Genomic DNA, 21,548 nt, shown 5'->3' on the forward strand with positions numbered 1-21,548 from the left:
ATCGATCTTGAACGAAATTGCAGGCGGACGATTGCCTGGATGCGGCGGCGAACCTATCGTCGCGCCATCTGATTGCGGACCCGACCTCATGACCTCCTCTCCCGACGACATCGGCTACGACGTGCCGGCCGCCATCGGCGATAATATCGCCGACATCCAGACGCCGGCGCTGATCATCGATCTCGATGTCTTCGAGCGGAATGTCGCGCGGATGAGGGATCACGCCGGGGCGATGGGCGTGCGGCTTCGCCCGCATGCCAAGACCCACAAGTCCGCGGATGTCGCGCTCTACCAGATCGAGAACGGCGGCGCAGTCGGCATCTGCTGCCAGAAAGTATCCGAAGCGGAAGCGCTGGTGCGCGGCGGCGTCACCGACGTGCTCGTCGCCAACGAGGTGGCCGATCCGAAAAAGATCGACCGGCTGGCGCGGCTCGCAAGGAGCGCCCATGTCTCCGTCTGCGTCGATGACCCGGCCGTCGTCGCAACGCTCTCGGATGCAGCCACCCGGCATGGCGTGACGCTCGACGTGCTTGTGGAAATCGATTGCGGAGCCCGCCGCTGCGGCGTACTACCCGGCGCACCGGCCGTCGGACTGGCGAAAGCCGTTGCAGCAGCGCCGAACCTCACCTTCGCCGGCATCCAGGCCTATCACGGCAGCGCCCAGCATATCTACGATCCGGTCGACCGCCGCGCCGCGATCGACAAGGCGATCGGCATGGCGCAGGAAACGGCCGAGCTGCTGCGCGACGCGGGGCTGGATCCGGAAATCATTACCGGCGCGGGCACCGGCACACACAATCTCGAAGGCGCCTCCGGCGTCTACAACGAGATCCAGCCCGGCTCCTACATCTTCATGGATGCGGATTACGCCCGTGTCCGCTCGACCGAAGGCAACGGCACGGTCGGCGGTTTCGAACATGCGCTGTTGGTGCTGACCTCGATCATGAGCAAGCCTGCCTCCGGCCGCGCCATCTGCGACGCGGGCCTCAAGGCGCACGCGATCGACAGCGGCCTGCCGACGGTGTTCGAACGCCCCGATCTCAAGTTCGTCAGCGCCTCGGACGAGCACGGCAAGATCGAGGACCCGCAGGATACGCTGAAGCTCAACGAGCGACTGCGCCTCGTGCCCGGCCATTGCGACCCGACCTGCAATCTCTACGACTGGTATGTCTGCGTCCGGAATGGTCGCGTCGAGGCGCTCTGGCCTGTCACCGCCCGAGGCAAGCTCTATTAGAAACGGTGGATGCGCAGGCCCAGCACCTTTTCCGAGATGACCACCACCGCCATCGTCAGCACGATCGAGCAGGTCGAGACGGCCGCCGCTTCCGGCGTGAAATTGGTGCGCAGGTAGTCGAACAGCTGGATCGGCAGCGTCGACATGCCCACACCCTTCAGCATGAAGGAGATGGTGAAGACGTCGAACGAGATGATGAAGGCGAACAGGCAGCCGCCGATGACGCCCGGCTTGATCAGCGGCAGCATGATCCGCCGAAAGCGGGTGAACCGCCCTGCCCCGAGGCTCTGCGCCGCAAGGCTCCAGGCCGGATCATAGCTTTCCATCGAGGCCGACACGTTGATGAACACGAAGGGCAGCGTGATCAGCACATGCCCGACGATCATGCCGACCAGGTTCTGCGTGCCGAGGCCGGCCGAATAGACGAAGAACAGCAGCGAGATCGCCGTCAGCACTTCCGGCAGCAAGAGCGGCGCCAGCATGGCGACCCGCACCGTCTCCTTGAGCTTGCCGGCATGGGTCACATAGAACATCGCCGCCATCGTGCCGATGATCCCGGAGATCACCGTGGTCAGCGCCGCGATCCACAGCGAGGTGCGGATCGCCCGCATGAACACCTCGTTGTTGAAGAAGACGAGATACCAGCGGAAGGAAAGCCCCTGCGGCGGGAAGGTAAGGAAGGCCCCGGCATTGAAGGAAGCGATTACCACGACCGCGATCGGCGCCAGCAGGAAAGCGTAGATGAGCAGGCAATAGACGGTGAAGAACGGTTTCGACATGTCTCTATGCCTTCCATTTCATGACGGTCAGCCGCCCGAAGATGACGACGAAGATCGCACCGGTGACCGACAACATCAGCGCCAGCGCCGAACCGAACGGCCACTGGAACGTATCGATCAGCGCATCCACCACCGTCACCGCCATGGTTTTTACGCGCAAGCCGCCGATCAGCGATGGGGTGACATAGGCGCTGAGCGACAGGACGAAGACAAGGATGCAGCCGGCCTGGATACCCGGCAGCGACAGCGGCAGGGTGACGCGCCGGAAGGAGGTGACCTTCGACGCGCCCAGCGACCGGGCCGCCGCTTCGAGCGACGGATCGATGCCCTGGATGGCGCTCATGATCGGCAGGATCATGAAAGGAAGGAAGACATGCACCAGCGCAATGATGATGCCGAGCGCGTTGTACATCAGCGGCAGCGGCCCATCGATCAGCCCCCAGCCGGTCAGGGTGCGGTTGATGATGCCGTTATTGCCGAGCAGGATCGTCCAGCCGTAGCTGCGGATGACGATGCCGACGAGCAGAGGCGAGAGCACCAGCGCATAACCCAGCGCGCGGAAGGTCGAGGCCCCGCGCGCCAGCTGCCAGGCGACGGGATAACCGAGAACCAGGCAGATGAAGGTCGTCAGGAAGCCGATCCACAGCGTGTTGATCACCTGTTGGACATAGAAGAAGTCCGAGAAAAACTTGCCGTAATTGCCAAGCGTGAAGCCCGGCCCATAGGGCGTGCCCTGCCCCGGCATACGGAAGCTCATGACGACGATATTGAGATAGGGCAGCACGAGGAACACGCCGAGCAGGATCGCGGCAGGCGCGATAAGCAGCAGCGGTCCGAACCTTTTTCTGGACGGGACAATCATGCCACGGTCCCTAGCGGCCAGAAGCGATCGGACGGCGCATGCACCAGCACCTGGTCGCCATCGGCAAACCGCGTGCGTGGAAACGTCTGCACGTTGACGACGGCGCCGGTCGCCAGCTCCAGCCGGTAATCGACGAGACTGCCGGAATAATAGCTCGACAGGACCTTGGCCGGCGCCCCTGTGGAGCCTGAGTTGATCGGCAGCAGCTCGACCGCTTCCGGGCGCAGAGCCAGCATCAGCTCGGCACCATCGGCGAAGTCCCCGCTGACCGGCACATCGCCGAAGGCCGTCGAAACGACGCGGTTGCCGACCTTGCCGCGGATGATGTTCACCTGTCCGACGAACTCGGCGACTTCCAGATTGGCAGGCCGCTCGTAGATATCCGATGGCGTGCCGATCTGGGCGATACGGCCGCCGAACATTACCACCACCCGGTCGGACATGGTCATCGCCTCGGCCTGGTCGTGGGTGACGTAGACCGTGGTAATGCCGACACGACGCTGCAGGTCGCGGATGAAGACACGCATCTCCTCACGCAGCTTGGCGTCGAGATTGGCGAGCGGTTCGTCGAGCAGCAGGATCTTTGGCTCGATGACCAAAGCGCGGGCAAGCGCCACGCGCTGCTGCTGGCCACCCGAAAGCTGGCGCGGATAACGCTCCGAATAACCGGCGAGTTGCACCATATCCAGCACCTTGGCGATGCGGGTGCGGATCTCGTCCTTTGGAAGCTTCCGCATCTCGAGCCCGAAGGCGAGGTTCTTTTCGACCGTCATATGCGGAAAGAGCGCATAGTTCTGGAAGACCATGCCGATATCGCGCTTTTCGACCGGCACATGCACCACGTCCCGGCCGTCGAAGCGGATCGCCCCTGCGGTCGCGTCCTCGAAACCGGCGATCATCTTCAGCGTCGTCGTCTTGCCGCAACCGGACGGCCCGAGCAGCGAGATGAACTCGCCCTCGGCGATCCGTATCGAAATGCTGTTGACCGCAGGACCCTGCCCGTAGTCCTTGGTCAGCTTTTCGATGCTAACCTCTGTCATGAAATTTCACTTTCTAATTGAAGAACCTGACCCGAAAAAAGCCGATCATGGCCTGCTTTCGAAGACAGACCATGATCGCAGCGGGGAAATCACTTGATCGTCTTCGCCCAGCGTTCGGCGAGCTCGCCCTGCTTTTCGTTGACGAAGTTCCAGTCCCAGGTGAGGATCTTGTCCATGTCGGCGCCGGAAACCGGCACGTCGACCTTGAGCTCGGCCGGCACGACCACCTTGGAATTGGTCGGCGAGATGAAGAACTCCTTCATCATCATCCCCTGCACTTCCGGCGACAGCAGGAAGTTGGCGTACTGGTAGGCCAGTTCCTTTTCCGGCGCGTTGGCGAGGATGTTGATGGTCTGGTCGAACATGAACATCCCTTCCTCCGGGATGATACAGTCGACCGGCAGGCCCTGGCGGCGCAGGCGAGCGATTTCGCCGAAGTCGAAGGGTGCGACGACAATTTCACCGGAGGCGAGGCCCGTCGACATGTTGAAGTCCACCTGGATCACCGAGCCGAGCTTCTGGAGTGCCGCGAAACCGGCATCGACGTCATACTGGTCCTTGCCGAAGATCTTCGAAAACAGCAGCAACTCCATCTTGCCGGCGCTGTTGGCGAAGTTGTAGAGGCCGATCTTGCCCTTGAATTCCGGGTTGTTCCAGAGATCCTTCCAGGACTTCGGCTTGGTCTTCACCAGGTCCGTGCGGTAGCCGATGCCGATCGGCGAAACGGCGCCGATCGCGCCCCAGCCGTCTGTCTTCTTGGCGAGCGGATAAAGATCGTTGTAGTTCGAGAGTTTGGTGAGATCGAGCTTTTCGAAAAAACCCTCCTTGCGCAGGCCGGAGGCGAAAACCTCGTTGGTCATCACCATCGAATAGGGAGGTTTGGCGGCGCCCGCCGCACGCAGGTTGGCGCCCCAGACGCGGCCGTTGCCAACGTCGAGCGTCACCGCGGCGCCGGTCTGCTTGGTGAAGGCGGGACCGACGGTCGAACGCCAGTATTGCTCCCACACCCCGCCGAGCGTCGGCACGACCAGCGCCTTCCCTTGAGCCCGCGCCGGAAGGCCGAAAAGGCCGGCCGCGGCGAGTGCACCCATTCCGGCAAGCGTTTGCCGCTTTGTGAAATCCATCATGTTCAGTTCCCCTTGTTGCGGTCTTTCGAGACCTTGCTGTGCCGGCGGTTCTCCGCTTCTGCGCACGAATGTGGTCGGTGATCAGCCTTTCGAAAAAGCCTGCTTCGTCTTCAGGTCGATATAGTCGCCATAGGTGATCGGCTCATATTTGGCACCGCCCTTTACGAACGGGGCCAGGCATTCGATCACCGTATCCTTCGACGGATTGAGGAAGAACGGGATCGATTGACGACGGGCAGTACCCTTGAAACCGGTCGGTGGATTGGCGACGCGGTGCGGTGTCGAGACCCATTCGTCATTCGTCCAGCGCATGAAGGCATCGGCGATGTTGATCACATAGGCGCCCTCGATCGACGGCGCGTCCAGCCAGTCGCCGTTGCGGTTGCGCACCTGAAGTCCGCCGGCCGAAGCCTCCGAGCGCAGGATCGTCATGAAGCCGTAGTCGGTATGCACGCCGGCACGCATCTGGCCCGGCAGCGGCGATTCTTCCTGCTCCGGATAGTTGATGACGCGCAGCGCCGAGAGATGGTTTTCGAAGGAGGGCTCGAAATAGTCCTGGTCGAGCCCGATCGCCTGGCAGAAGATGCGACGCATGTGCTTGGCGAGCGTCTCCATCTCCTTGAAATAATCGCGGAACGCCTGTTCCAGGCCATCCGGCCTGTCCGGCCAGGTGTCGCCGGGAAGGTTCTCGCCAAAATTCAGGCTTTCCTTGTAGTCCCCAGGTGTCTTGATGCCGAGTGTGGCGGCCAGCGCCTCCTCGGCGATCGGCGAAAACGCGACACCACCCATAACGCCGGCACCGCGGCCTCGCGTTTTCTTCCAGTCCTGCGGGTAATCGAAGAAGGCGCGGGCGAGATTGTAGAGCCTCGACGTCACTTCAGGCGAAACACCGTGGCCGGTCACGAGGAAGAAACCGGTGTCGCGGCAGGCGGTTTCGATCGTCTTCACGACGGCGGCAGCGCCTGCCTCGTTGCGGATGAAGGGGCCAACGTCGACCACTGGAATGCCGGAAACGGCATCATTGGATGACGCAGGATTGGCGCTCGTTAAGGACATGCCTACCTCCAATTCACATCTGACAAACAGATGTTGACAAAAACATCTGTTGTTGTCCATATCAAAATGAACGAAGTTGCAATGCGGTTCTCGACCCAAGGACGATCGACGAAACATGGATGACCTTGCGCCACAGGAAGCGGCCGTCCTGGCAATCATCAAGGACAACCCGTTCGCGGGCCAGCAGGAGATCGCCACCATGCTCGGGCTGGCGCGCTCGACGGTCGCCGCCCATATCGTGCAGCTGATGCAGAAGGGCTACATCCTCGGCCGCGGTTACGTTATGCCGGCCGAAACCCGCGCCGTCTGCATCGGCGGCGCGGTGCTCGACCGCAAATATCGCGCCAAGCAGGAGTTCGTCTTCGAGACTTCAAACCCGGTCGACGGCGTGCGCAGCCTCGGTGGCGTTGCCCGCAATGTGGCGGAAAACCTCGCCCTTCTCGGCACCACGACCAGTTTCGTGTCGATCGTCGGCGACGACGAAGGCGGACGGGCCGTCGTCAAGCACATGCGCGACCGCGGCATCGATGTCAGCCAGATCATCACCACGACCGAGCGCCCGACGGCGGAATATGCCGCCATCCTCGACACCAAGGGCGACCTCGTGCTCGGCATTGCGGACATGAGCATTTTCGACCTGCTGCTGCCGAGCCATATCGAGCGCATCTGGCCGCATCTCGCCGCCGCAAGCTGGGTGTTTTCCGACTGCAACCTGCCGGCTGAGACGCTTTCGGCTCTGATCGCCAAACGTCAGGGCGCCCGTTTCCGGCTGGCGATCGACGCGGTCTCGACACCCAAGGCAGCCCGCCTGCCGAAAGATCTCACCGGCGTCGATCTGCTGTTCATGAACATCGATGAGGCGAACGCGATCCTCGGACGCAACGCGCACGAGACGATCGACGACGCCAAGGAGGCGGCGCTTGCCCTGCAGGCTGCAGGCGCGCGCGAGGCGGTCGTCACCATGGGTCCGCGCGGCATTGCGGTTGCCGGCACCGAGGGCGCCCGCACCTTCCCGGCAGTCCATGCCCGGCCCGTCGATATCACTGGCGCAGGTGATGCGATGATCGCGGGCACGCTGCACCGGATCCTGCACGGCGAGGACACCTATAATGCGGCCCGCACCGGCGCGTTGCTCGGCACGCTGACCACCGAAAGCACCGCAAGCGTCCATACGGACCTGTCCGAACGCTTCCTGGAAGCCAATATGCACCGATTGGCCGGCTGACCCATCGGCTGGTCGAAAACGATTTAAGGAATACCGAAATGGCCCTCATCAAACCGAAGCTGAGCCGCGAAGTGGCCGAAACGATCGCAGCCGGCGGCCCGGTCGTGGCGCTGGAATCGACGATCATTACCCATGGCATGCCCTACCCCGCCAATCTCGAAACCGCACTCGGCGTCGAGGCCGTAATCCGCGAGAACGGCGCGATCCCGGCGACCATCGCCGTCGTCAACGGCGAGCTGCGCGTCGGCCTCGAACACAGCGAACTGGAAGAACTGGCCCAGGCCAAGGGCGTCGTGAAGGCATCCGGCCGCGACCTCGCAGTCGCCATGGTCCGCGGCCAGTCGGCCGGCACTACCGTTTCAGCCACCATGCTGATGGCCGATCTTGCCGGCATCGAGATTTTCGCGACCGGCGGCGTCGGCGGCGTGCATCGCGGCGCCGAGCAGACGTTCGACATTTCCGCCGACCTGACCGAACTCGGCCGCACCAGGACCGCCGTCGTCTGCGCCGGCGTTAAATCGATCCTCGATATCGCCAAGACGCTGGAATATCTCGAAACCCAGCGCGTTCCGGTCATTGCTTACGGCACCGACGATTTCCCGGCCTTCTTCACCCGCAAGAGCGGTTTCAAGGCCGACCACCGGCTCGATACGGCCGAAGAGATCGCCAAGGCCATGTATCTGCACCACCAGCTCGGCACCGGCACCGGTCTCTTGATAGCCAATCCGATCCCGGAAGCGGCAGCCCTGACGCCGGAATTCATCGACGGAACGATCTCGGACGCCGTGCGCGAGGCGGAAGAGCGCGGCATCGGCCGCAAGGAACTGACGCCTTTCCTGCTCGCCCGCATCAACGAGCTTTCCAAGGGCGAGAGCCTCAAGGCCAATATCGAGCTGGTGAAGAACAACGCGCGTCTCGCCGCGAAGATGACCGTCGCCTACGCGGCGCTGAAGAAGGTCGGCAAATAGTTCAAGAACAAGGGGAACTGCCCATGAACCCGCAAATGAACAGCTACGAGACGATCCTTTACGAGAAGGATTTGACCGACAAGTTCGCGACGATCACCATCAATCGCCCCGACAAGATGAACGCGATGAACAAGACGGTGATCCGCGAGATCGACGCGGCGGTTGCCGCAGCCGTCGCCGATCCGGACATCAACGCGCTCGTCATCACCGGCACCGGTCGCGCCTTCTCTTCCGGCTACGACCTCCAGGGCGGCGATTTCGATGTCGACATCGATTTCTGGCGCGAGGATATGTCGGAAAATGCCGAGGCACTGCTCAACATCTGGCGCGCCCCGATCCCCGTCATCGCCTCGGTCAACGGTTACGCGCTTGCCGGCGCACTTGAGCTGATGATGTGCTGCGATCTGGCGATCGCCGCCGACAACGCCAAGTTCGGCGAACCGGAAGTCCGCCACAATTCCGGCCCGCCGGCGCTGATGATGCCCTGGCTGCTTGCCACCCGCGACGTGCGCTGGCTGATGTTCACCGGAGACATGGTGGATGCCCAGGAGGCGCTGCGGATGCACCTGATCAACAAGGTGGTGCCGGCCGACCAGCTCAAGGAAAAGACCGAGAACCTCGCCCGCAAGCTGGCCCGCATGCCGGTGCCGGCGCTGAGATATACCAAGGCTTCGATCAACAACCAGCAGATGGTTGCCGGCCTGATGCCGTCGTTCCAGTACAATATCGAAGCGATTGCCGCCCTCCACGTCACCCGGCAAGGCCGCGAGTGGATGGCAAACCTCGCAAAAATGTCGCTGAAGGAATATCTCGCCTTCCGTGACGATCCCTTCAAGGGCCTCGACTGAGGTTTTGGCCATGGCGGCCAATACCGCGGAAGCGATGCGAGCCCTGATGGCACCGCGCTCCGTCGCGGTCGTCGGCGCCACCGAGCGCGCCGACGCCTCCTCCAGCTATGTGATGAAGAACCTGATGCGCTTCGGCTATCAGGGACAGATCATTCCGGTGCATCCGAGGCGCGGGACAATCTTCGGGCTTCCCGCCTCGCCCTCCCTCTCCGCACTGACCAATGCACCCGATGTGGCCGTGATCGGCATCGCCGCCGACAAGGTGATCGTGGCCCTCGAAGAGGCCGGCAGCACCGGCGTTAAGGCGGCGGTCGTGCTGGCCTCCGGTTTCGCGGAACTTGACGAGGCCGGTCGTGAACGCCAGCAGCAATTGGTCGAGATCGCCGAGCGTTACGGCATGGCGATCTGCGGCCCGAACTGCCTCGGCCTCTTCAATCTGAGCTTCGGTGCCGCACTCTATTCCTCCAGCCTCTCGACCAATCTCGAAAAGGGCCGTTTCGCGATCCTTTCTCACTCCGGCGCCAGTGCCATTGCGCTCGGCAATACGGGAAGATTCGGGCTGAGCCACATCGTCTCCTCCGGCAACAGCGCCGCGACCGATATTCCCGACTATCTCGAATTCCTCGCGGCGGATGACCAGACCAGCGCCGTCGGTATCGTCCTCGAGACCATCCGCGAGCCCGAAAAACTGGCGGCAGCGATGGAGAAGATGCACGCAGCCAACAAGCCGGTGATCGCCCTTCGCGCCGGCCGCTCCGAACGCGGAGCCCAGGCGACCGCCGCCCATACCGGTTCGCTCGCCGGCAGCAACGACGCCTACCGCGCCTTCTTCCGCCGGACCGGCATCATCGAAGTGCCTGATATGGACGGTTTCATGGAAACGGCGACGCTCTGCCTGGACCTGAAGGACCGCCCCGCCAAGCCCGGCGTCGCCATCGTCGGCGTCTCCGGCGGCGGCGTGGCCCATGTTTCCGATGTCGCCGATGAGGTCGGCCTTTCGTTGCCTGACCTCCAGCCCAAAACGGTCGAACACGTAAAGGCGCTGCTGCCGCCCTTTGCCACACCCCAGAACCCGCTCGACACGACCGGCGTCGTCTTCGCGGACGGCAAGATCTACCGCGATGTTTTGCACGCGCTCGCCGACGACGCCTCGATCGGCCTGATCGTTGCGACCCAGGACGCACCCGTAGGCTTGGACGATTTCTGTGCTTCAGAATATCTCGGCATCGCCCAGGCAGTTTCCGACCATGCCGAGACGGGCAAGGTGCCGGTCATATTCATGAGCAACCTCTCCTCCGGCCATCACCCGGATGTCGAGGCCAAGCTTTCGAATGTGCCGGTGCTGCGCGGTACCAAAAGCGCGCTGACAGCCGTCCGCAGCCTGATCACTCAAAGCCGCCTCGTCTCCTGGCCCGGCAAGGTAACGGCGACAAAGAAATACCTCCCCGCCGGAGCTTTGACCGAGCGCGAGGCCAAGCAACTGCTCGCCGCCGAAGGACTGCCGGTCCCCAGGGAACAACTCGTCAGCAGCGCGGACGCCGCTACCGAAGCAGCCAGACAACTCGGCTTCCCGGTGGTCATGAAGATCGAGTCGCCGGATATTCTGCACAAGACGGAAGCGGGCGGCGTGAAACTCGGCATCGCTTCGGAAACGGAAGCCCGCGCCGCCTTCGACGCCATCATGGCGGGCGCCCGTGCCTACGCCCCGAATGCGGATCTGCGCGGCGTTTCGGTGCAGGAAATGGTGACGGGCGGTGTCGAGGCACTGGTCGGCCTCGTGCGCCACGAACCCTTCGGTTTCGGCCTCGTCGTCGGCATCGGCGGGGTGCTGGTGGAATTGGTGAAGGATAGCGCCTTCGACCTCCTGCCGATCGACCTTGCCCGCGCCGACGTTATGATCGGCGAGACGAAACTGGCATCGCTGCTGGAAGGTTATCGCGGCGGGCAGAAGGCGGATCGCAGGGCACTCGCCGAGTTGCTGGTCAGGCTCTCCGAGTTCGCCGCGCAATACGGCGACGATATCGAGGCGGTCGATCTCAATCCGGTAGCGGTATTACCCGAAGGCAAAGGCGTGCGCATCCTCGACGCGCTGATCATCCCGCGGAAGCGCGACTGATCAGACCAGCCGCAGCTTCGGTGGAGCGGCATTCTCCGCGCGTCCGAACCATGACAGCCGCTCGGTCAGCAGCGCATAAAAACCGTCGGCATCGACATCGCGCATGAACATCGCGTTCTTCGGCCGGCCGGAAACGCCCCACCAGTCGGCGACCGTCATGCCTTTGGTCAGCTCGGACTCCGTCTCGATCTCCACGTTGCAGAGCCGGCCCGAATAAAGCTCCGGCTTTACGAGGTAGGCGATCACGTTCGGATCGTGCAGCGGTCCGCCGTCGCTGCCGTATTTCGCCACGTCGAAGCGCTCGAAATAGTCGAGCCAGCCGACCACGGCGTCGGAAAGCGGCGTGCCGATTGCCTGGATGGCGGCAACGCGAGCGCGGGTTGTCAGCGTCTGGTGGGTGACGTCGAGCGGCATCATCACGATCGGCACGCCCGAACCGAACACGACGGCCGCGGCCTGCGGATCGACATAGATGTTGAATTCCGCCGCCGGCGTGATGTTGCCGCCTTCGAACAGCCCACCGCCCATCAGCACGATCTGTTTGATACGGGCGGCGATTTCGGGCGCCCGGGTCAAAGCCTTGCCGAGATTGGTGAGCGGTCCGAGCGTGCAGACGGTGACGGTACCGGCCGGTTCGCTTGCGAGCGTCTCGACGATGAAATCGACACCCTGCTGTTCCTGAAGCGGCATTGTCGGTTCAGGAAGATCGGCGCCGTCGAGACCCGTCGCACCGTGGACATGTTCGGCGGTGACGAGCGGCCCGGTCATCGGCTGGCTGCAGCCGGCGAATACCTTGATGTCCGAACGGCCAGCGAGTTCGCAGATCTTGCGGATGTTCTTCGTCGTCAGCGACAGCGGCACGTTGCCTGCGGCCGCGACGATCCCCAGCACTTCGATTTCCGGGCTGGCGAGCGCCAGCAGGATGGCCAGCGCGTCGTCCTGGCCGGGGTCGGTATCGATGATGATCTTCTCTGCCATGCGGGTCACTCTCGGATACGGGAACGGTTACGCGACATGGGTGAGCGGCTCCCTCGCCCGCCATTTCGCAAGGAGATCGGTTTTACGCTTTTCGAAACGTTCGACGGATGCAAGCTTCACATGGCCAAAGCCGCGAACCATGTCCGGCAGACCGGCAAGCTCGACAGCAAGCGCATGATTGCCGGCATCGAGCCCGGCCGAAAGCTCGCTCACCAGAGCAAAATAGTCTGCGATCAGCTGCCGTTCCATCCGCCGCTCGGCCGTGCGGCCGAACGGATCGAAGGCCGTGCCGCGCAGGAACTTCAGTTTTTCCAGAGCACCGAAGGCGGGGCGGATCCAGGCGCCAAAGGCGATCTTGGCGGGATGGCCGGTCCGCTGATCGATCCTGGCGATCATCGGCGGCGCAAGATGATGCCTGATCTTGAAATCGCCTTCAAACTGCTCCGCAAGCTTCTTCTCAAAGCGTCTATCGCGATGCAGGCGGGCGACCTCGTATTCGTCCTTGTAAGCCATCAGTTTGAAAGCGTTTTTCGCCACCGCCTCGGCAAAACCGGTCACGCCGCGCAGCTGCGCCTCGGCTGATTTCACGACATCCACGAGAGCGGCATAACGCGCCGCATAGGCCGCATTCTGGTAGTCCGTGAGGAAGGCGGTGCGACGCGCGACGATTTCTTCCAGCGTCTCGATCCTCGGCTCCGACTTGGTGAGGCCCGCCGCACGCGCGACGGCCTCCACATCCACCGCCGCCCGACGCCCCCAACCGAAGGCGGCGCGGTTCATGGCGATGCCGGTGCCGTTGAGCTCGATCGCCTTGTCGACGGCCGCGAGGCTGATCGGCACCAGCCCGCGCTGCCAGGCATGGCCAAGCAGGAACATGTTCGCAGCAATCGCGTCACCCAGCAGCGCGGTTGCCATGTCGGTCGCGGCAACCGTCTCGACAGCTTCATCTCCAGCGGCACGGCGCAACGATTTCAGCGTCGCCTCCTGCCGGAAATCGATCGTCGTGTCCTTCACGAAGGACGCGGTCGGCGCGAAATGGTCGTCGATGACAGCGCGCGTCTTGTTCTTCGCAAACGAGGCAAGCGAATTCTTCTGGGCGGCAACGACGATATCGAAGCCGAGCACGAGGTCGCTTTCGCCGGGGCCGACCCGCACGGCGTTGATCTGCGCCGGATCTTTCGCAAGCCGTATATGCGAAACGACGGAGCCATTCTTCTGCGCGAGCCCGGTCTGGTCGAGGGTCACCAAGGCCAGCCCATCGAGAAGCGCTGCTTGAGCCAGAATGGCGCTGACCGTGATGACGCCGGTGCCGCCGATGCCGGCGAGCAGCATGCTGTAGGGCGTCTCGAAAGTCGCGATGAACGCGGGCAGCGGCAGGTCGTCGGTCTTCACCGATCTCGACTTCGCCGCCGGCTTGCGGATGCTGCCGCCTTCGACGGTGACGAAGCTCGGACAGAAGCCCTTGATGCAGGAAAGATCCGTATTGCAGCTCGACTGGTTGATGCGGCGCTTGCGGCCGAATTCGGTTTCCTGCGGCTCGATCGAGATGCAGTTGGAGACGGCGGAACAGTCGCCGCAGCCTTCGCAGACCAGTTCGTTGATGAAGGCGCGTTTGTCCGAAACCGGATAGGCGCCGCGCTTGCGCCGGCGGCGCTTTTCGGCGGCGCAGACCTGGTCGTAGACAAGCACCGTCACGCCGGGGATGTCGCGCAGCTCCCGCTGCACCGCATCGAGTTCGTCGCGGTGATGGATGGAAACCTCGCGCGGCAGATTGCCCTGCCAGACCTCCGGCCGCTCGGCGACCACCACGACGCGTGCCGCACCTTCGGCCAGCATCTGCCCGACAATGCCCGGAACGGTAACGTCGCCGTCATGCTTCTGGCCGCCGGTCATGGCGACGGCGTCATTATAGAGGATCTTGTAGGTGGCGTTGACTCGTGCCGCGATCCCGGCGCGGATGGCGAGCAGGCCGGAATGGAAATAGGTGCCGTCGCCCATGTTGACGAAGATGTGCTTCTCGTCGGTGAAGGGCGACAGGCCGATCCACGAACCGCCCTCGCCACCCATCTGGGTAAAGGTCGAAGTATTTCGGTCCTCGTTACCGATGATCATCATATGACAGCCGATACCGGTCGAAGCGCGGCTTCCCTCCGGCAGTCGGGTCGAGACGCTGTGCGGACAGCCGGAGCAAAAATAGGCCTCGCGCTTGAGCGCGGTCGCCTCGACGCCCATGGCGATCGACATTTCCTCTATGAACCGCGCCTTGGCCTGCAGCGCCTCATCGAAATTGCCGAGCCGGGAAAGGATGGCTTTCGCTACCGACAGCGTGCCGATCTCGCCGATCGCCTGCAGCAGCGCCGCGCCGTTCTCGCCGGCCTTGCCGAAAACCCGCGGGCGCCGTTCCGTGGGAAGATTGAAGAGCTGTGTCTTGATCTGGTCTTCGAGGATCGAGCGTTTTTCCTCGACCACGAGCAGTTCGTCGACGCGGGAAGCGAACTCCGCGATCCCCTGCGGCTCCAGCGGCCAGACCAAACCGACCTTGTAGAGCGCGATGCCAAGTTCCGCCGCGCGCGTCTCGTCGATGCCGAGCAGCGCCAGAGCGCCCAGAAGATCGAGCCAGGATTTGCCAGTCGAGACGATGCCGAGCCGGGCGCGGCCGGTACTTCCCCAAACAGCGCGGTCCAGCCTGTTGGCGCGGGCAAAGGCCTGCACGGCGAGCATCTTGCGCTCTAGCCGCAGCTCCATCGCATGCGGCCCGTCCGGCCAGCGCAGCGACAGGCCGTCCGGCGCGAAGACGTCGTTGGGAATGATGATCTGAGGTTTGTCGGGATCGAGATCGACCGTCGCCGAACATTCAACAATCTCGGTCTGGCATTTGAAGCCCACCCACGCGCCGGAATAGCGGCTCATCGCAATGCCGAACAGGCCGTATTCGATATATTCGCCGACGCCGGCCGGCGACAGCAGCGGCACCATTGCCGAAATCAGGTTGTGCTCGCTCTGATGCGGCAGGGTGGAGGAAACCGCGCCGTGGTCGTCGCCGACCAGCAGCAGTACCCCGCCGTTCGGGTTGGTGCCGATCGCGTTGGCGTGGCGGATCACATCCATGCTGCGGTCGACGCCCGGCCCCTTGCCGTACCACATGCCGAACACGCCGTCGTAACGCGAGCCCTGGAACATGCCGGTCTGCTGGGTGCCCCAGACGGCAGTCGCCGCCATGTCCTCGTTGAGGCCCGGATGAAATTTCACATGCGCGGCATCGAGAAACTTTTTCGCGCGCGCCATCTCACGGTCGAAACCGGCGAGCGGCGAGCCCCGATAGCCGGACACGTAACCGGCCGTATTCAGGCCTCGCGCCAGGTCTCGCTGGCGCTGGATTATCGGCAGGCGCACCAATGCCTGCGTGCCCGACACCAGGATGCGGCCTTTTTCCAGCGTGTAGCGGTCGTCGAGGCTGACCTTGCTGTTCGAGAGGCTCGTATCCGGTGCGGTATGGATCGACATCTACGCGCGCTCCGCCTGCAGCACCGCAACCGGCGGTTCGAAGACCCGGCCACGATTGAGAATATAGTTCGGATCGAATGCCATTTTCAGCCGGCGCATGGTGGCGATCTCGGCCTCGCTGCGGGCATATTTCAGGTATTTCACCTTGTCGGTGCCGATGCCGTGTTCGGCGGAAACGCCGCCACCGACCGCTTCGATGCCGGAAAATATCGCTTCGGCGACCTTTTCCTCATGATGGCTGAACATGCAGTAATGCAGGTTGCCGTCACCCAGGTGGCCGAAGATATAGGTCCGCGCCTCCGGATCGATCTCGTCGACGGCGAGCGCTGCCCTGTCGAGGAATTCCTGCATGCGGGAAAGCGGCACGGAAATATCGAAGCCGATCGTCACCCCATTGCCGAACAGGTAGTCGTTGATGCCGTCGCGAATGCCCCACAGCCCGTTGAACTCGCGCAATGAGTTGGAGAGCACCACGTCCGTGGCCAGCCCATCCTCCAGCGCGGCGGCAAGCGCCGCCTCGAAGCGCTCGTTGTCCTGATCCGGCGCCTGGCCCTGGATCTCGACCATCGCATACATGCCGGCCCCTTTTTCGACGGGCGGGCGGATCCCCATATGGTCGACCGTGCCTTCGTAGACATTCGGAAAGATTGCCTCGAAGGCGGAGATGAGGCCGGAGAGTTCCACCCGCAGCCGCGCCAGCAGATCCTGGGCCGCCTTCAGCGACGGCAGGGCGATGAAGGTGTTGCGCTCGACCTGCGGTTTCGGATGCAGTTTCAGGCAGGCGCGTGTGACGACCCCGATCGTGCCTTCGGTGCCGATGAACAGCGGATTGAGGTCGTAGCCGGAATTGTCCTTCGGCAGGCCCTTCAGCGAGGAGAGGACCGTGCCGTCCGGCAACACCGCTTCCAGCCCTATGACCTGCGCCCGGTACATGCCGTAACGCAGAACCCGGATGCCGCCGGCATTGGTGCCGATATTGCCGCCGACCGTGGCGGTACCGCGCGCCCCGATATCGACGCCGAAGAACAGGCCCGCGTCGCTCGCCGCCTGCTGGACGACCTGCAGCGGTGTGCCCGCCTTGACGATCATCGTCTGTCCCGCGACGTCGATCGACTCGATGCCGTTCATCCGTTCGAGCGAGATGGAAACTTCGCCCTCGACAGGCCGGGAAGAACCGGAAAGCCCGGTGCGGCCGCCCTGCACGACGATCGGCTGGCGAAGTTCATTGGCGGCGGAAAGAATGGCGGAAACGTCTTCGGTATTGCGCGGACGCAGGACGGCGGCAGGTCGGCTGCCTCGGGCGGTCGCATCCGCAGCATAGCCATCCGAAACCGCATCGCCAGTGAGGATCGCAGCGGCATCCAGCCTGTTTTGGAGACTGGCAACAAGACGGTTCACGCGGTCAGAGGACAAAGCCCGCCTCCCCCGCAAAACCTGCGTCACAGCCCTGCGCTCCGGCTCGGCCGAATGCGATTGCGCCCATTCTCTCGTTCCCCTTATTTCTTGGGGGCGAGGTTATTCCCATTCCCCTATTTGTCAAACCTATATTTAAAAAGCAGTAGCCTTTTTGCCCCTCCCGTGGCATCACTATGGCAGGAACCATGGGAAGGGTGACATGATCCTCAAATACGACGAGGTCGTCCGCACGGGCATCGCGAGACAGGTATCGGACAATATCCGTTCCGCGATCATGGACGGCCGGCTGAAGATCGACGAACGCCTGCCGACCGAGGAAGAACTTGCCCGAAGCTTCGGCATTTCCCGCCCGACGGTGCGCGAGGCCCTGAAGCGCCTCGCCGCCCAGAACCTCATCCATTCCAAACGCGGACCGACCGGCGGCAATTTCGTCAAGCGGCCGGATCCGGAAGGTCTTTCCAAGGCAATCACCGGCGCCGCCACCCTGCTGGTCGGCATCGGTGCCTTCGACATCGAAGAGATCATCACCGCCAGGCTGGAAACGGAAGCCGTCTGCTGCCGGCTGGCCGCCGCAAATCGCAGCGAAACCGACCTCGCTGCGATGGAAGCGGAAATCGCGGTGCAGCTCGACGAGGCTGTTAGCGACGAAGATTTCTGCGCTTCGGACGTGCGTTTTCACAGGGCGCTGGTGGAATCGACCGGTAACGGCCCGCTGAAACTGATGATGTACACCGTCATCGAGGCCTTCATTCCGATCACCAACATGATCGTCTTCCGGGTTCGCGAACGGCGCCACGTCGCCTCGCTGCATCAGGAAATCGTCGATGCGGTGCGCAGCCGCGAGGATGCCAAGGCAGCAGATGCGCTGGCCCGGCTGCTCGCCTATGTGCGCGAAAGTTATTCCGCCGTGCTCGACGCGCGCGCCAGGCGCGATGCCGCCGCACAGGCCTCCGCTTAAAAACCAACATCGCCACGATATCGGGAGAGAGACATGACCGAGACCTTCACCGCCATGGTGATCGACGCCGTCGACGGCAAGCCGAAAGGCGCCTTCAGGGAGATCTCGATCGCCGATCTTCCCGACAATGACGTGCTGGTCGAGATCGCCTATTCGACGCTGAACTACAAGGATGGCTTGGCGATCACTGGCAAGGGCCGCATCGCCAGGCGGATGCCGATGATCGGCGGCATCGACCTCTCCGGCACCGTCATCGAATCCCGTTCGCCGGAATGGAAGGCCGGCGACAAGGTCGTGCTCAACGGCTGGGGCCTTTCCGAAACCGAATGGGGCGCCTTCGGCCGCTACCAGCGCGTCAAGCCGGAATGGCTGATCCGCCTGCCCGATGCGTTTTCGATGGAACAGGCGATGGCAATCGGTACTGCGGGTTATACCGCAGCACTCTGCGTCGATGCGCTGGAGAAATGGGGTTCGATCAAGCCCGGTGAAGGCGAAGTGCTGGTCACCGGTGCAGCCGGCGGCGTCGGCTCGGTCGCCATCGCGCTGCTGGCAGCCCGCGGCTACAACGTCACCGCCTCAACCGGTCGTCAGGAAACGCACGACTACCTCGCCTCGCTCGGCGCCACCGATTTCATCGACCGCGCCGTGCTTGCCGAAAAAGGCGGCCCGCTGCAAAAGGAACGCTGGACGGGCGGCGTCGATAGCGTCGGCTCGACGACGCTCGTCAACGCGCTTTCCCAGACGATGCGCGGCTGTGCCATCGCCGCCTGCGGCCTTGCCGGCGGGGCCGACCTTCCGGGCACCGTGCTGCCGCATATCCTGCGCGCCGTGACGCTGATCGGCGTCGACAGCGTCATCGCCACCCGCGAACAGCGGCTGTCGGCATGGGCGCGGCTCGCCCGCGATCTCGATCCGGCCAAGCTTTCGGAAATCACCACGACGGAACCGATGTCCAACCTGCCGCAACTCGCCGAGGATATTATTGCGGGGAAAATCCGCGGGCGCGTGGTGATCGATGTGACGAAGTAGAAAAAGGCATACCGGAGGCGGCTTTCCATTCGCGGGCCAGAGGCGATAGAGATATCTCCGGCAGAAAATTGCATGGCGTGGGAGAGTGGTTTTGAGCAGTGATCACGAGGTCTTCACCGGTCGCCGGGAAGACATAAGACTTGTTACCGGCCAGGGCGCATATACCGCAGACAAGGTGCTGGATAACCAGCTTTACGCCGCATTCCTGAGAGCCGACCAGCCGCATGCGCGCATCGTTTCGATCGATGTCGAGGCGGCGCTTGATGCACCGGGCGTCCATATCGTGCTGACCGGCAGGGATGCGCTCGAAGCGAACCTGATCGCCCCCGGCCCGCTGGTTTCTTTCCCCGGCGTTGATGGCATGAAGATCAAGGCACCACACCGCTATGCTCTGTCGACCGACCGCGTCCGTTTCGTGGGCGAACCGGTTGCCATGGTCGTGGCCGACAGCGCCGAGGCGGCGGCCGATGCGGTCGAGCTGATCGCGGTCGACTACGAGGACCTGCCGGCGATCATCGACCCGGAGACCGCGCTGGAAGACGGCGCGCCGCAGCTTTTCGACGAGGTGCCGGGCAACCTGGTTTTCCTGCACAGTTTCGGCGACAGGGCGACGGCCGATGAAGCCTTCGCCAAGGCCGCGCATATCTCGACGCTGACGGTCGAGTCGCAGCGCGTCGCCGCCAACCCGCTCGAACTTAAATCCTTCATGGCGGCATACGACGCCGGGACGGAGGTCTTCGACGTCTATTCCGCCAGCCAGGGCACAGGCCTTGCCGATGGCCTTGCCCGTTTCACCGGCCATCCGCCGGAAAAGGTGCGGCATCACATGGGCGATGTCGGCGGCAGCTTCGGCATCCGTGGCGCGGCCTATCCGGAATATGCGGCGATCATGCTCGCAGCCAGGAAACTCTGTCGGCCGGTGCGCTGGACGGCCAGCCGCACCGAAAGCTTCCTCGCCGATTATCACGGCCGCGCTGTCAGGTTCACCGGCGAGCTTGCTCTCAGCGAAACCGGCGACTTCCTCGCCATTCGGATGAATATCGTTTGCGATCTCGGCGCTTATCATTCGCCGCCCGGCGCGCTGATCAATGTGCTCAACCCGATGCTGACGGGCACCGGCTGTTACCGCATCCCAGCGGTATTCGGCCTCAACCGCCTCGCCTTCACCAATACCTCGCCGATCGCCGCCTATCGCGGCGCGGGCCGTCCGGACATCAATTATTTCGTCGAGCGGCTGGTGGAGCAGGCCGCAACCGATCTCGGCATGGACCGGATTGAAATCCGCCGGAAGAACCTGATCCCAGACGACGCCTATCCCTACACGACACCGACCACGGTCTACGACAGCGGCGGCTATGTCGCGATGCTGGAAGAGGCGGTATCGATCTCCGATTGGAGAGGTTTCGAAGCCCGCCGGAAAGCCTCCGAGGAACGCGGCCATCTGCGCGGCATCGGCATGGGCGTCTTCGTCGAGCCGTCCGGCGGCGGCCATATGCCGGAAGAAACCGAGATCCGCTTCGAGGCGGACGGCACGCTGACGCTCTACACACTGTCCGGATCCGCCGGCCAGGGCCACGAGACGGTGCTGCCGCGGCTGGTTGCAAAGGAACTCGGCATCGACGAGAACCTGATCAACCTGCGCGCCAACAGCGTTCATGCGCCTCACAGGCTCAAGGGTGCCGGCACCATGGGATCGCGGACCATGGCCTCGCACGGCGCCTCCCTCACGATCACCTCCCGCGAGGTGGTCAAGAAGGGCCTGAAGCTCGCCGCCGAGGCGCTGGAAGCCTCGGAAACCGACATCGAGTTCGATGACGGCCACTACAAGGTGGCCGGCACCAACATGTCGGTCTCGCTTCTGGAACTGGCCGCCCGCAACGCCACGCCGGATGGCAACGCGCTGGATACGCTCGCCTCGATCCAGCCGGAGCGAAATTTCCCCGGCGGCGTGCATGTGGCCGAAGTGGAGATCGACCCGAATACTGGCGAGACCAGGGTCACCTCCTACATCGGCGTCGACGATGCCGGGCACGTCATCAATCACACGCTTCTCGAAGGCCAGATGCATGGCGGTCTTGCCCAGGGCGCGGGCCAGGTCTTCGGCGAGCAGATCGTTTATGATCGCGATAGCGGCCAGATGCTGACTGCCAGCTTCATGGATTATTTCATGCCGCGGGCCGACTTCATGCCGACGCCGCGTTTCTTCGACCTGCCGACCCCCTCGCCCACCAATGTGCTCGGCGTCAAGGGCGGCGGTGAGGCCGGCACGACCGGGGCGCTGCCGACGCTGATGAACGCCGTCCTGGATGCGCTTCGCTCGGCCGGCGTCGAGGATTTCGATATGCCCGCGACACCTTACAGGGTTTGGGACGCCCTGAAGGCGGCCAGGGAGAGCGCTCGATAGGACC

The 21,548-nt window shown here is 63.3% G+C and carries 16 protein-coding genes; 8 read left to right on the forward strand and 8 right to left on the reverse strand.

Going from position 1 to position 21,548, the window contains the following annotated elements:
- Positions 1-88 precede the first annotated feature (88 nt).
- Positions 89-1,234 carry a DSD1 family PLP-dependent enzyme gene (locus C5J26_RS18340; RefSeq protein ID WP_105403061.1) on the forward strand — a complete coding sequence of 382 codons (1,146 nt, stop codon included), beginning with the start codon at positions 89-91 and terminating at the stop codon, positions 1,232-1,234.
- Here the strand turns inward: C5J26_RS18340 and C5J26_RS18345 are convergent.
- The 5 genes from C5J26_RS18345 to C5J26_RS18365 all read right to left on the reverse strand — a co-directional run bounded on the left by C5J26_RS18345 (position 1,231) and on the right by C5J26_RS18365 (position 6,098).
- Complete coding sequence (locus C5J26_RS18345) at positions 1,231-2,013, reverse strand: ABC transporter permease (protein ID WP_105403062.1); 783 nt, start codon at positions 2,011-2,013, stop codon at positions 1,231-1,233. The two genes, C5J26_RS18340 and C5J26_RS18345, sit on opposite strands and share 4 nt — an antisense overlap.
- A 4-nt stretch (positions 2,014-2,017) precedes the next feature.
- Positions 2,018-2,875, reverse strand: coding sequence for an ABC transporter permease (locus C5J26_RS18350; RefSeq protein WP_105403063.1), 858 nt, complete (start codon positions 2,873-2,875; stop codon positions 2,018-2,020).
- Complete coding sequence (locus C5J26_RS18355; RefSeq protein ID WP_105403064.1) at positions 2,872-3,915, reverse strand: ABC transporter ATP-binding protein; 1,044 nt, start codon at positions 3,913-3,915, stop codon at positions 2,872-2,874. Before C5J26_RS18355 ends, C5J26_RS18350 begins: the two co-directional genes overlap by 4 nt.
- An 89-nt stretch (positions 3,916-4,004) precedes the next feature.
- On the reverse strand, positions 4,005-5,042 hold the full coding sequence (locus C5J26_RS18360; protein WP_105403065.1) for an ABC transporter substrate-binding protein: 1,038 nt from the start codon (positions 5,040-5,042) through the stop codon (positions 4,005-4,007).
- An 81-nt stretch (positions 5,043-5,123) separates the two neighbouring features.
- Positions 5,124-6,098: an isopenicillin N synthase family oxygenase gene (locus tag C5J26_RS18365; RefSeq protein ID WP_105403066.1), complete on the reverse strand. Its 975-nt coding sequence runs from the start codon at positions 6,096-6,098 to the stop codon at positions 5,124-5,126.
- A 115-nt stretch (positions 6,099-6,213) separates the two neighbouring features.
- Between C5J26_RS18365 and C5J26_RS18370 the strand changes: the two genes are divergently transcribed.
- From C5J26_RS18370 to C5J26_RS18385, 4 genes are read left to right on the forward strand one after another with little or no spacing between them, the layout of a single operon-like run.
- Positions 6,214-7,323 (forward strand): carbohydrate kinase, encoded by a 1,110-nt coding sequence (locus tag C5J26_RS18370; RefSeq protein WP_105403067.1) that lies wholly within the window; start codon positions 6,214-6,216, stop codon positions 7,321-7,323.
- A gap of 38 nt (positions 7,324-7,361) precedes the next feature.
- On the forward strand, positions 7,362-8,291 hold the full coding sequence (locus tag C5J26_RS18375; RefSeq protein ID WP_105403068.1) for a pseudouridine-5'-phosphate glycosidase: 930 nt from the start codon (positions 7,362-7,364) through the stop codon (positions 8,289-8,291).
- 23 nt (positions 8,292-8,314) lie between these two features.
- Entirely contained in the window at positions 8,315-9,139 is an 825-nt protein-coding gene (locus tag C5J26_RS18380) for an enoyl-CoA hydratase/isomerase family protein (protein ID WP_105403069.1), read from the forward strand.
- Between the two features lie 10 nt (positions 9,140-9,149).
- On the forward strand, positions 9,150-11,255 hold the full coding sequence (locus C5J26_RS18385) for an acetate--CoA ligase family protein (RefSeq protein ID WP_105403070.1): 2,106 nt from the start codon (positions 9,150-9,152) through the stop codon (positions 11,253-11,255).
- Here C5J26_RS18385 and C5J26_RS18390 read toward each other — a convergent pair whose 3' ends face one another.
- The 3 genes from C5J26_RS18390 to C5J26_RS18400 are packed head-to-tail and all read right to left on the reverse strand — an operon-like array spanning position 11,256 to position 17,150.
- Entirely contained in the window at positions 11,256-12,233 is a 978-nt protein-coding gene (locus C5J26_RS18390) for a nucleoside hydrolase (protein ID WP_105403071.1), read from the reverse strand.
- A 27-nt stretch (positions 12,234-12,260) separates the two neighbouring features.
- The gene (locus C5J26_RS18395) at positions 12,261-15,737 is read right to left on the reverse strand and encodes an indolepyruvate ferredoxin oxidoreductase family protein (RefSeq protein WP_105403072.1); all 3,477 of its coding nucleotides are present in this window, start codon (positions 15,735-15,737) and stop codon (positions 12,261-12,263) included.
- Positions 15,738-17,150 (reverse strand): FAD-binding oxidoreductase, encoded by a 1,413-nt coding sequence (locus C5J26_RS18400; RefSeq protein ID WP_105403073.1) that lies wholly within the window; start codon positions 17,148-17,150, stop codon positions 15,738-15,740.
- Positions 17,151-17,352: 202 nt separating this feature from the next.
- Between C5J26_RS18400 and C5J26_RS18405 the strand changes: the two genes are divergently transcribed.
- The 3 genes from C5J26_RS18405 to C5J26_RS18415 all read left to right on the forward strand — a co-directional run bounded on the left by C5J26_RS18405 (position 17,353) and on the right by C5J26_RS18415 (position 21,544).
- Positions 17,353-18,111, forward strand: a complete 759-nt coding sequence (locus tag C5J26_RS18405; RefSeq protein WP_105403074.1) for a FadR/GntR family transcriptional regulator — start codon at positions 17,353-17,355, stop codon at positions 18,109-18,111.
- A gap of 33 nt (positions 18,112-18,144) precedes the next feature.
- A complete protein-coding gene (locus C5J26_RS18410) occupies positions 18,145-19,140 on the forward strand; it encodes an MDR family oxidoreductase (protein WP_105403075.1) in 996 nt (331 codons plus the stop codon).
- Positions 19,141-19,231: 91 nt separating this feature from the next.
- Positions 19,232-21,544, forward strand: coding sequence for a xanthine dehydrogenase family protein molybdopterin-binding subunit (locus tag C5J26_RS18415; RefSeq protein WP_172745907.1), 2,313 nt, complete (start codon positions 19,232-19,234; stop codon positions 21,542-21,544).
- Positions 21,545-21,548 lie beyond the last annotated feature (4 nt).

This window comes from Neorhizobium sp. T7_12, assembly GCF_002968535.1.
GTDB lineage: Bacteria > Pseudomonadota > Alphaproteobacteria > Rhizobiales > Rhizobiaceae > Neorhizobium > Neorhizobium tomejilense.

What these genes read in the sequence shown, in the direction of transcription:
- C5J26_RS18385 (WP_105403070.1), top strand. Translation starts at nt 9,150, where the DNA reads ATGGCGGCCAATACCGCGGAAGCGATGCGAGCCCTGATGGCACCGCGC.
- C5J26_RS18370 (WP_105403067.1), top strand. Translation starts at nt 6,214, where the DNA reads ATGGATGACCTTGCGCCACAGGAAGCGGCCGTCCTGGCAATCATCAAG.
- C5J26_RS18405 (WP_105403074.1), top strand. Translation starts at nt 17,353, where the DNA reads ATGATCCTCAAATACGACGAGGTCGTCCGCACGGGCATCGCGAGACAG.
- C5J26_RS18345 (WP_105403062.1), bottom strand. Translation starts at nt 2,013, where the DNA reads ATGTCGAAACCGTTCTTCACCGTCTATTGCCTGCTCATCTACGCTTTC.
- C5J26_RS18350 (WP_105403063.1), bottom strand. Translation starts at nt 2,875, where the DNA reads ATGATTGTCCCGTCCAGAAAAAGGTTCGGACCGCTGCTGCTTATCGCG.
- C5J26_RS18380 (WP_105403069.1), top strand. Translation starts at nt 8,315, where the DNA reads ATGAACCCGCAAATGAACAGCTACGAGACGATCCTTTACGAGAAGGAT.
- C5J26_RS18410 (WP_105403075.1), top strand. Translation starts at nt 18,145, where the DNA reads ATGACCGAGACCTTCACCGCCATGGTGATCGACGCCGTCGACGGCAAG.
- C5J26_RS18395 (WP_105403072.1), bottom strand. Translation starts at nt 15,737, where the DNA reads ATGTCGATCCATACCGCACCGGATACGAGCCTCTCGAACAGCAAGGTC.
- C5J26_RS18375 (WP_105403068.1), top strand. Translation starts at nt 7,362, where the DNA reads ATGGCCCTCATCAAACCGAAGCTGAGCCGCGAAGTGGCCGAAACGATC.
- C5J26_RS18365 (WP_105403066.1), bottom strand. Translation starts at nt 6,098, where the DNA reads ATGTCCTTAACGAGCGCCAATCCTGCGTCATCCAATGATGCCGTTTCC.
- C5J26_RS18390 (WP_105403071.1), bottom strand. Translation starts at nt 12,233, where the DNA reads ATGGCAGAGAAGATCATCATCGATACCGACCCCGGCCAGGACGACGCG.
- C5J26_RS18360 (WP_105403065.1), bottom strand. Translation starts at nt 5,042, where the DNA reads ATGATGGATTTCACAAAGCGGCAAACGCTTGCCGGAATGGGTGCACTC.
- C5J26_RS18355 (WP_105403064.1), bottom strand. Translation starts at nt 3,915, where the DNA reads ATGACAGAGGTTAGCATCGAAAAGCTGACCAAGGACTACGGGCAGGGT.
- C5J26_RS18340 (WP_105403061.1), top strand. Translation starts at nt 89, where the DNA reads ATGACCTCCTCTCCCGACGACATCGGCTACGACGTGCCGGCCGCCATC.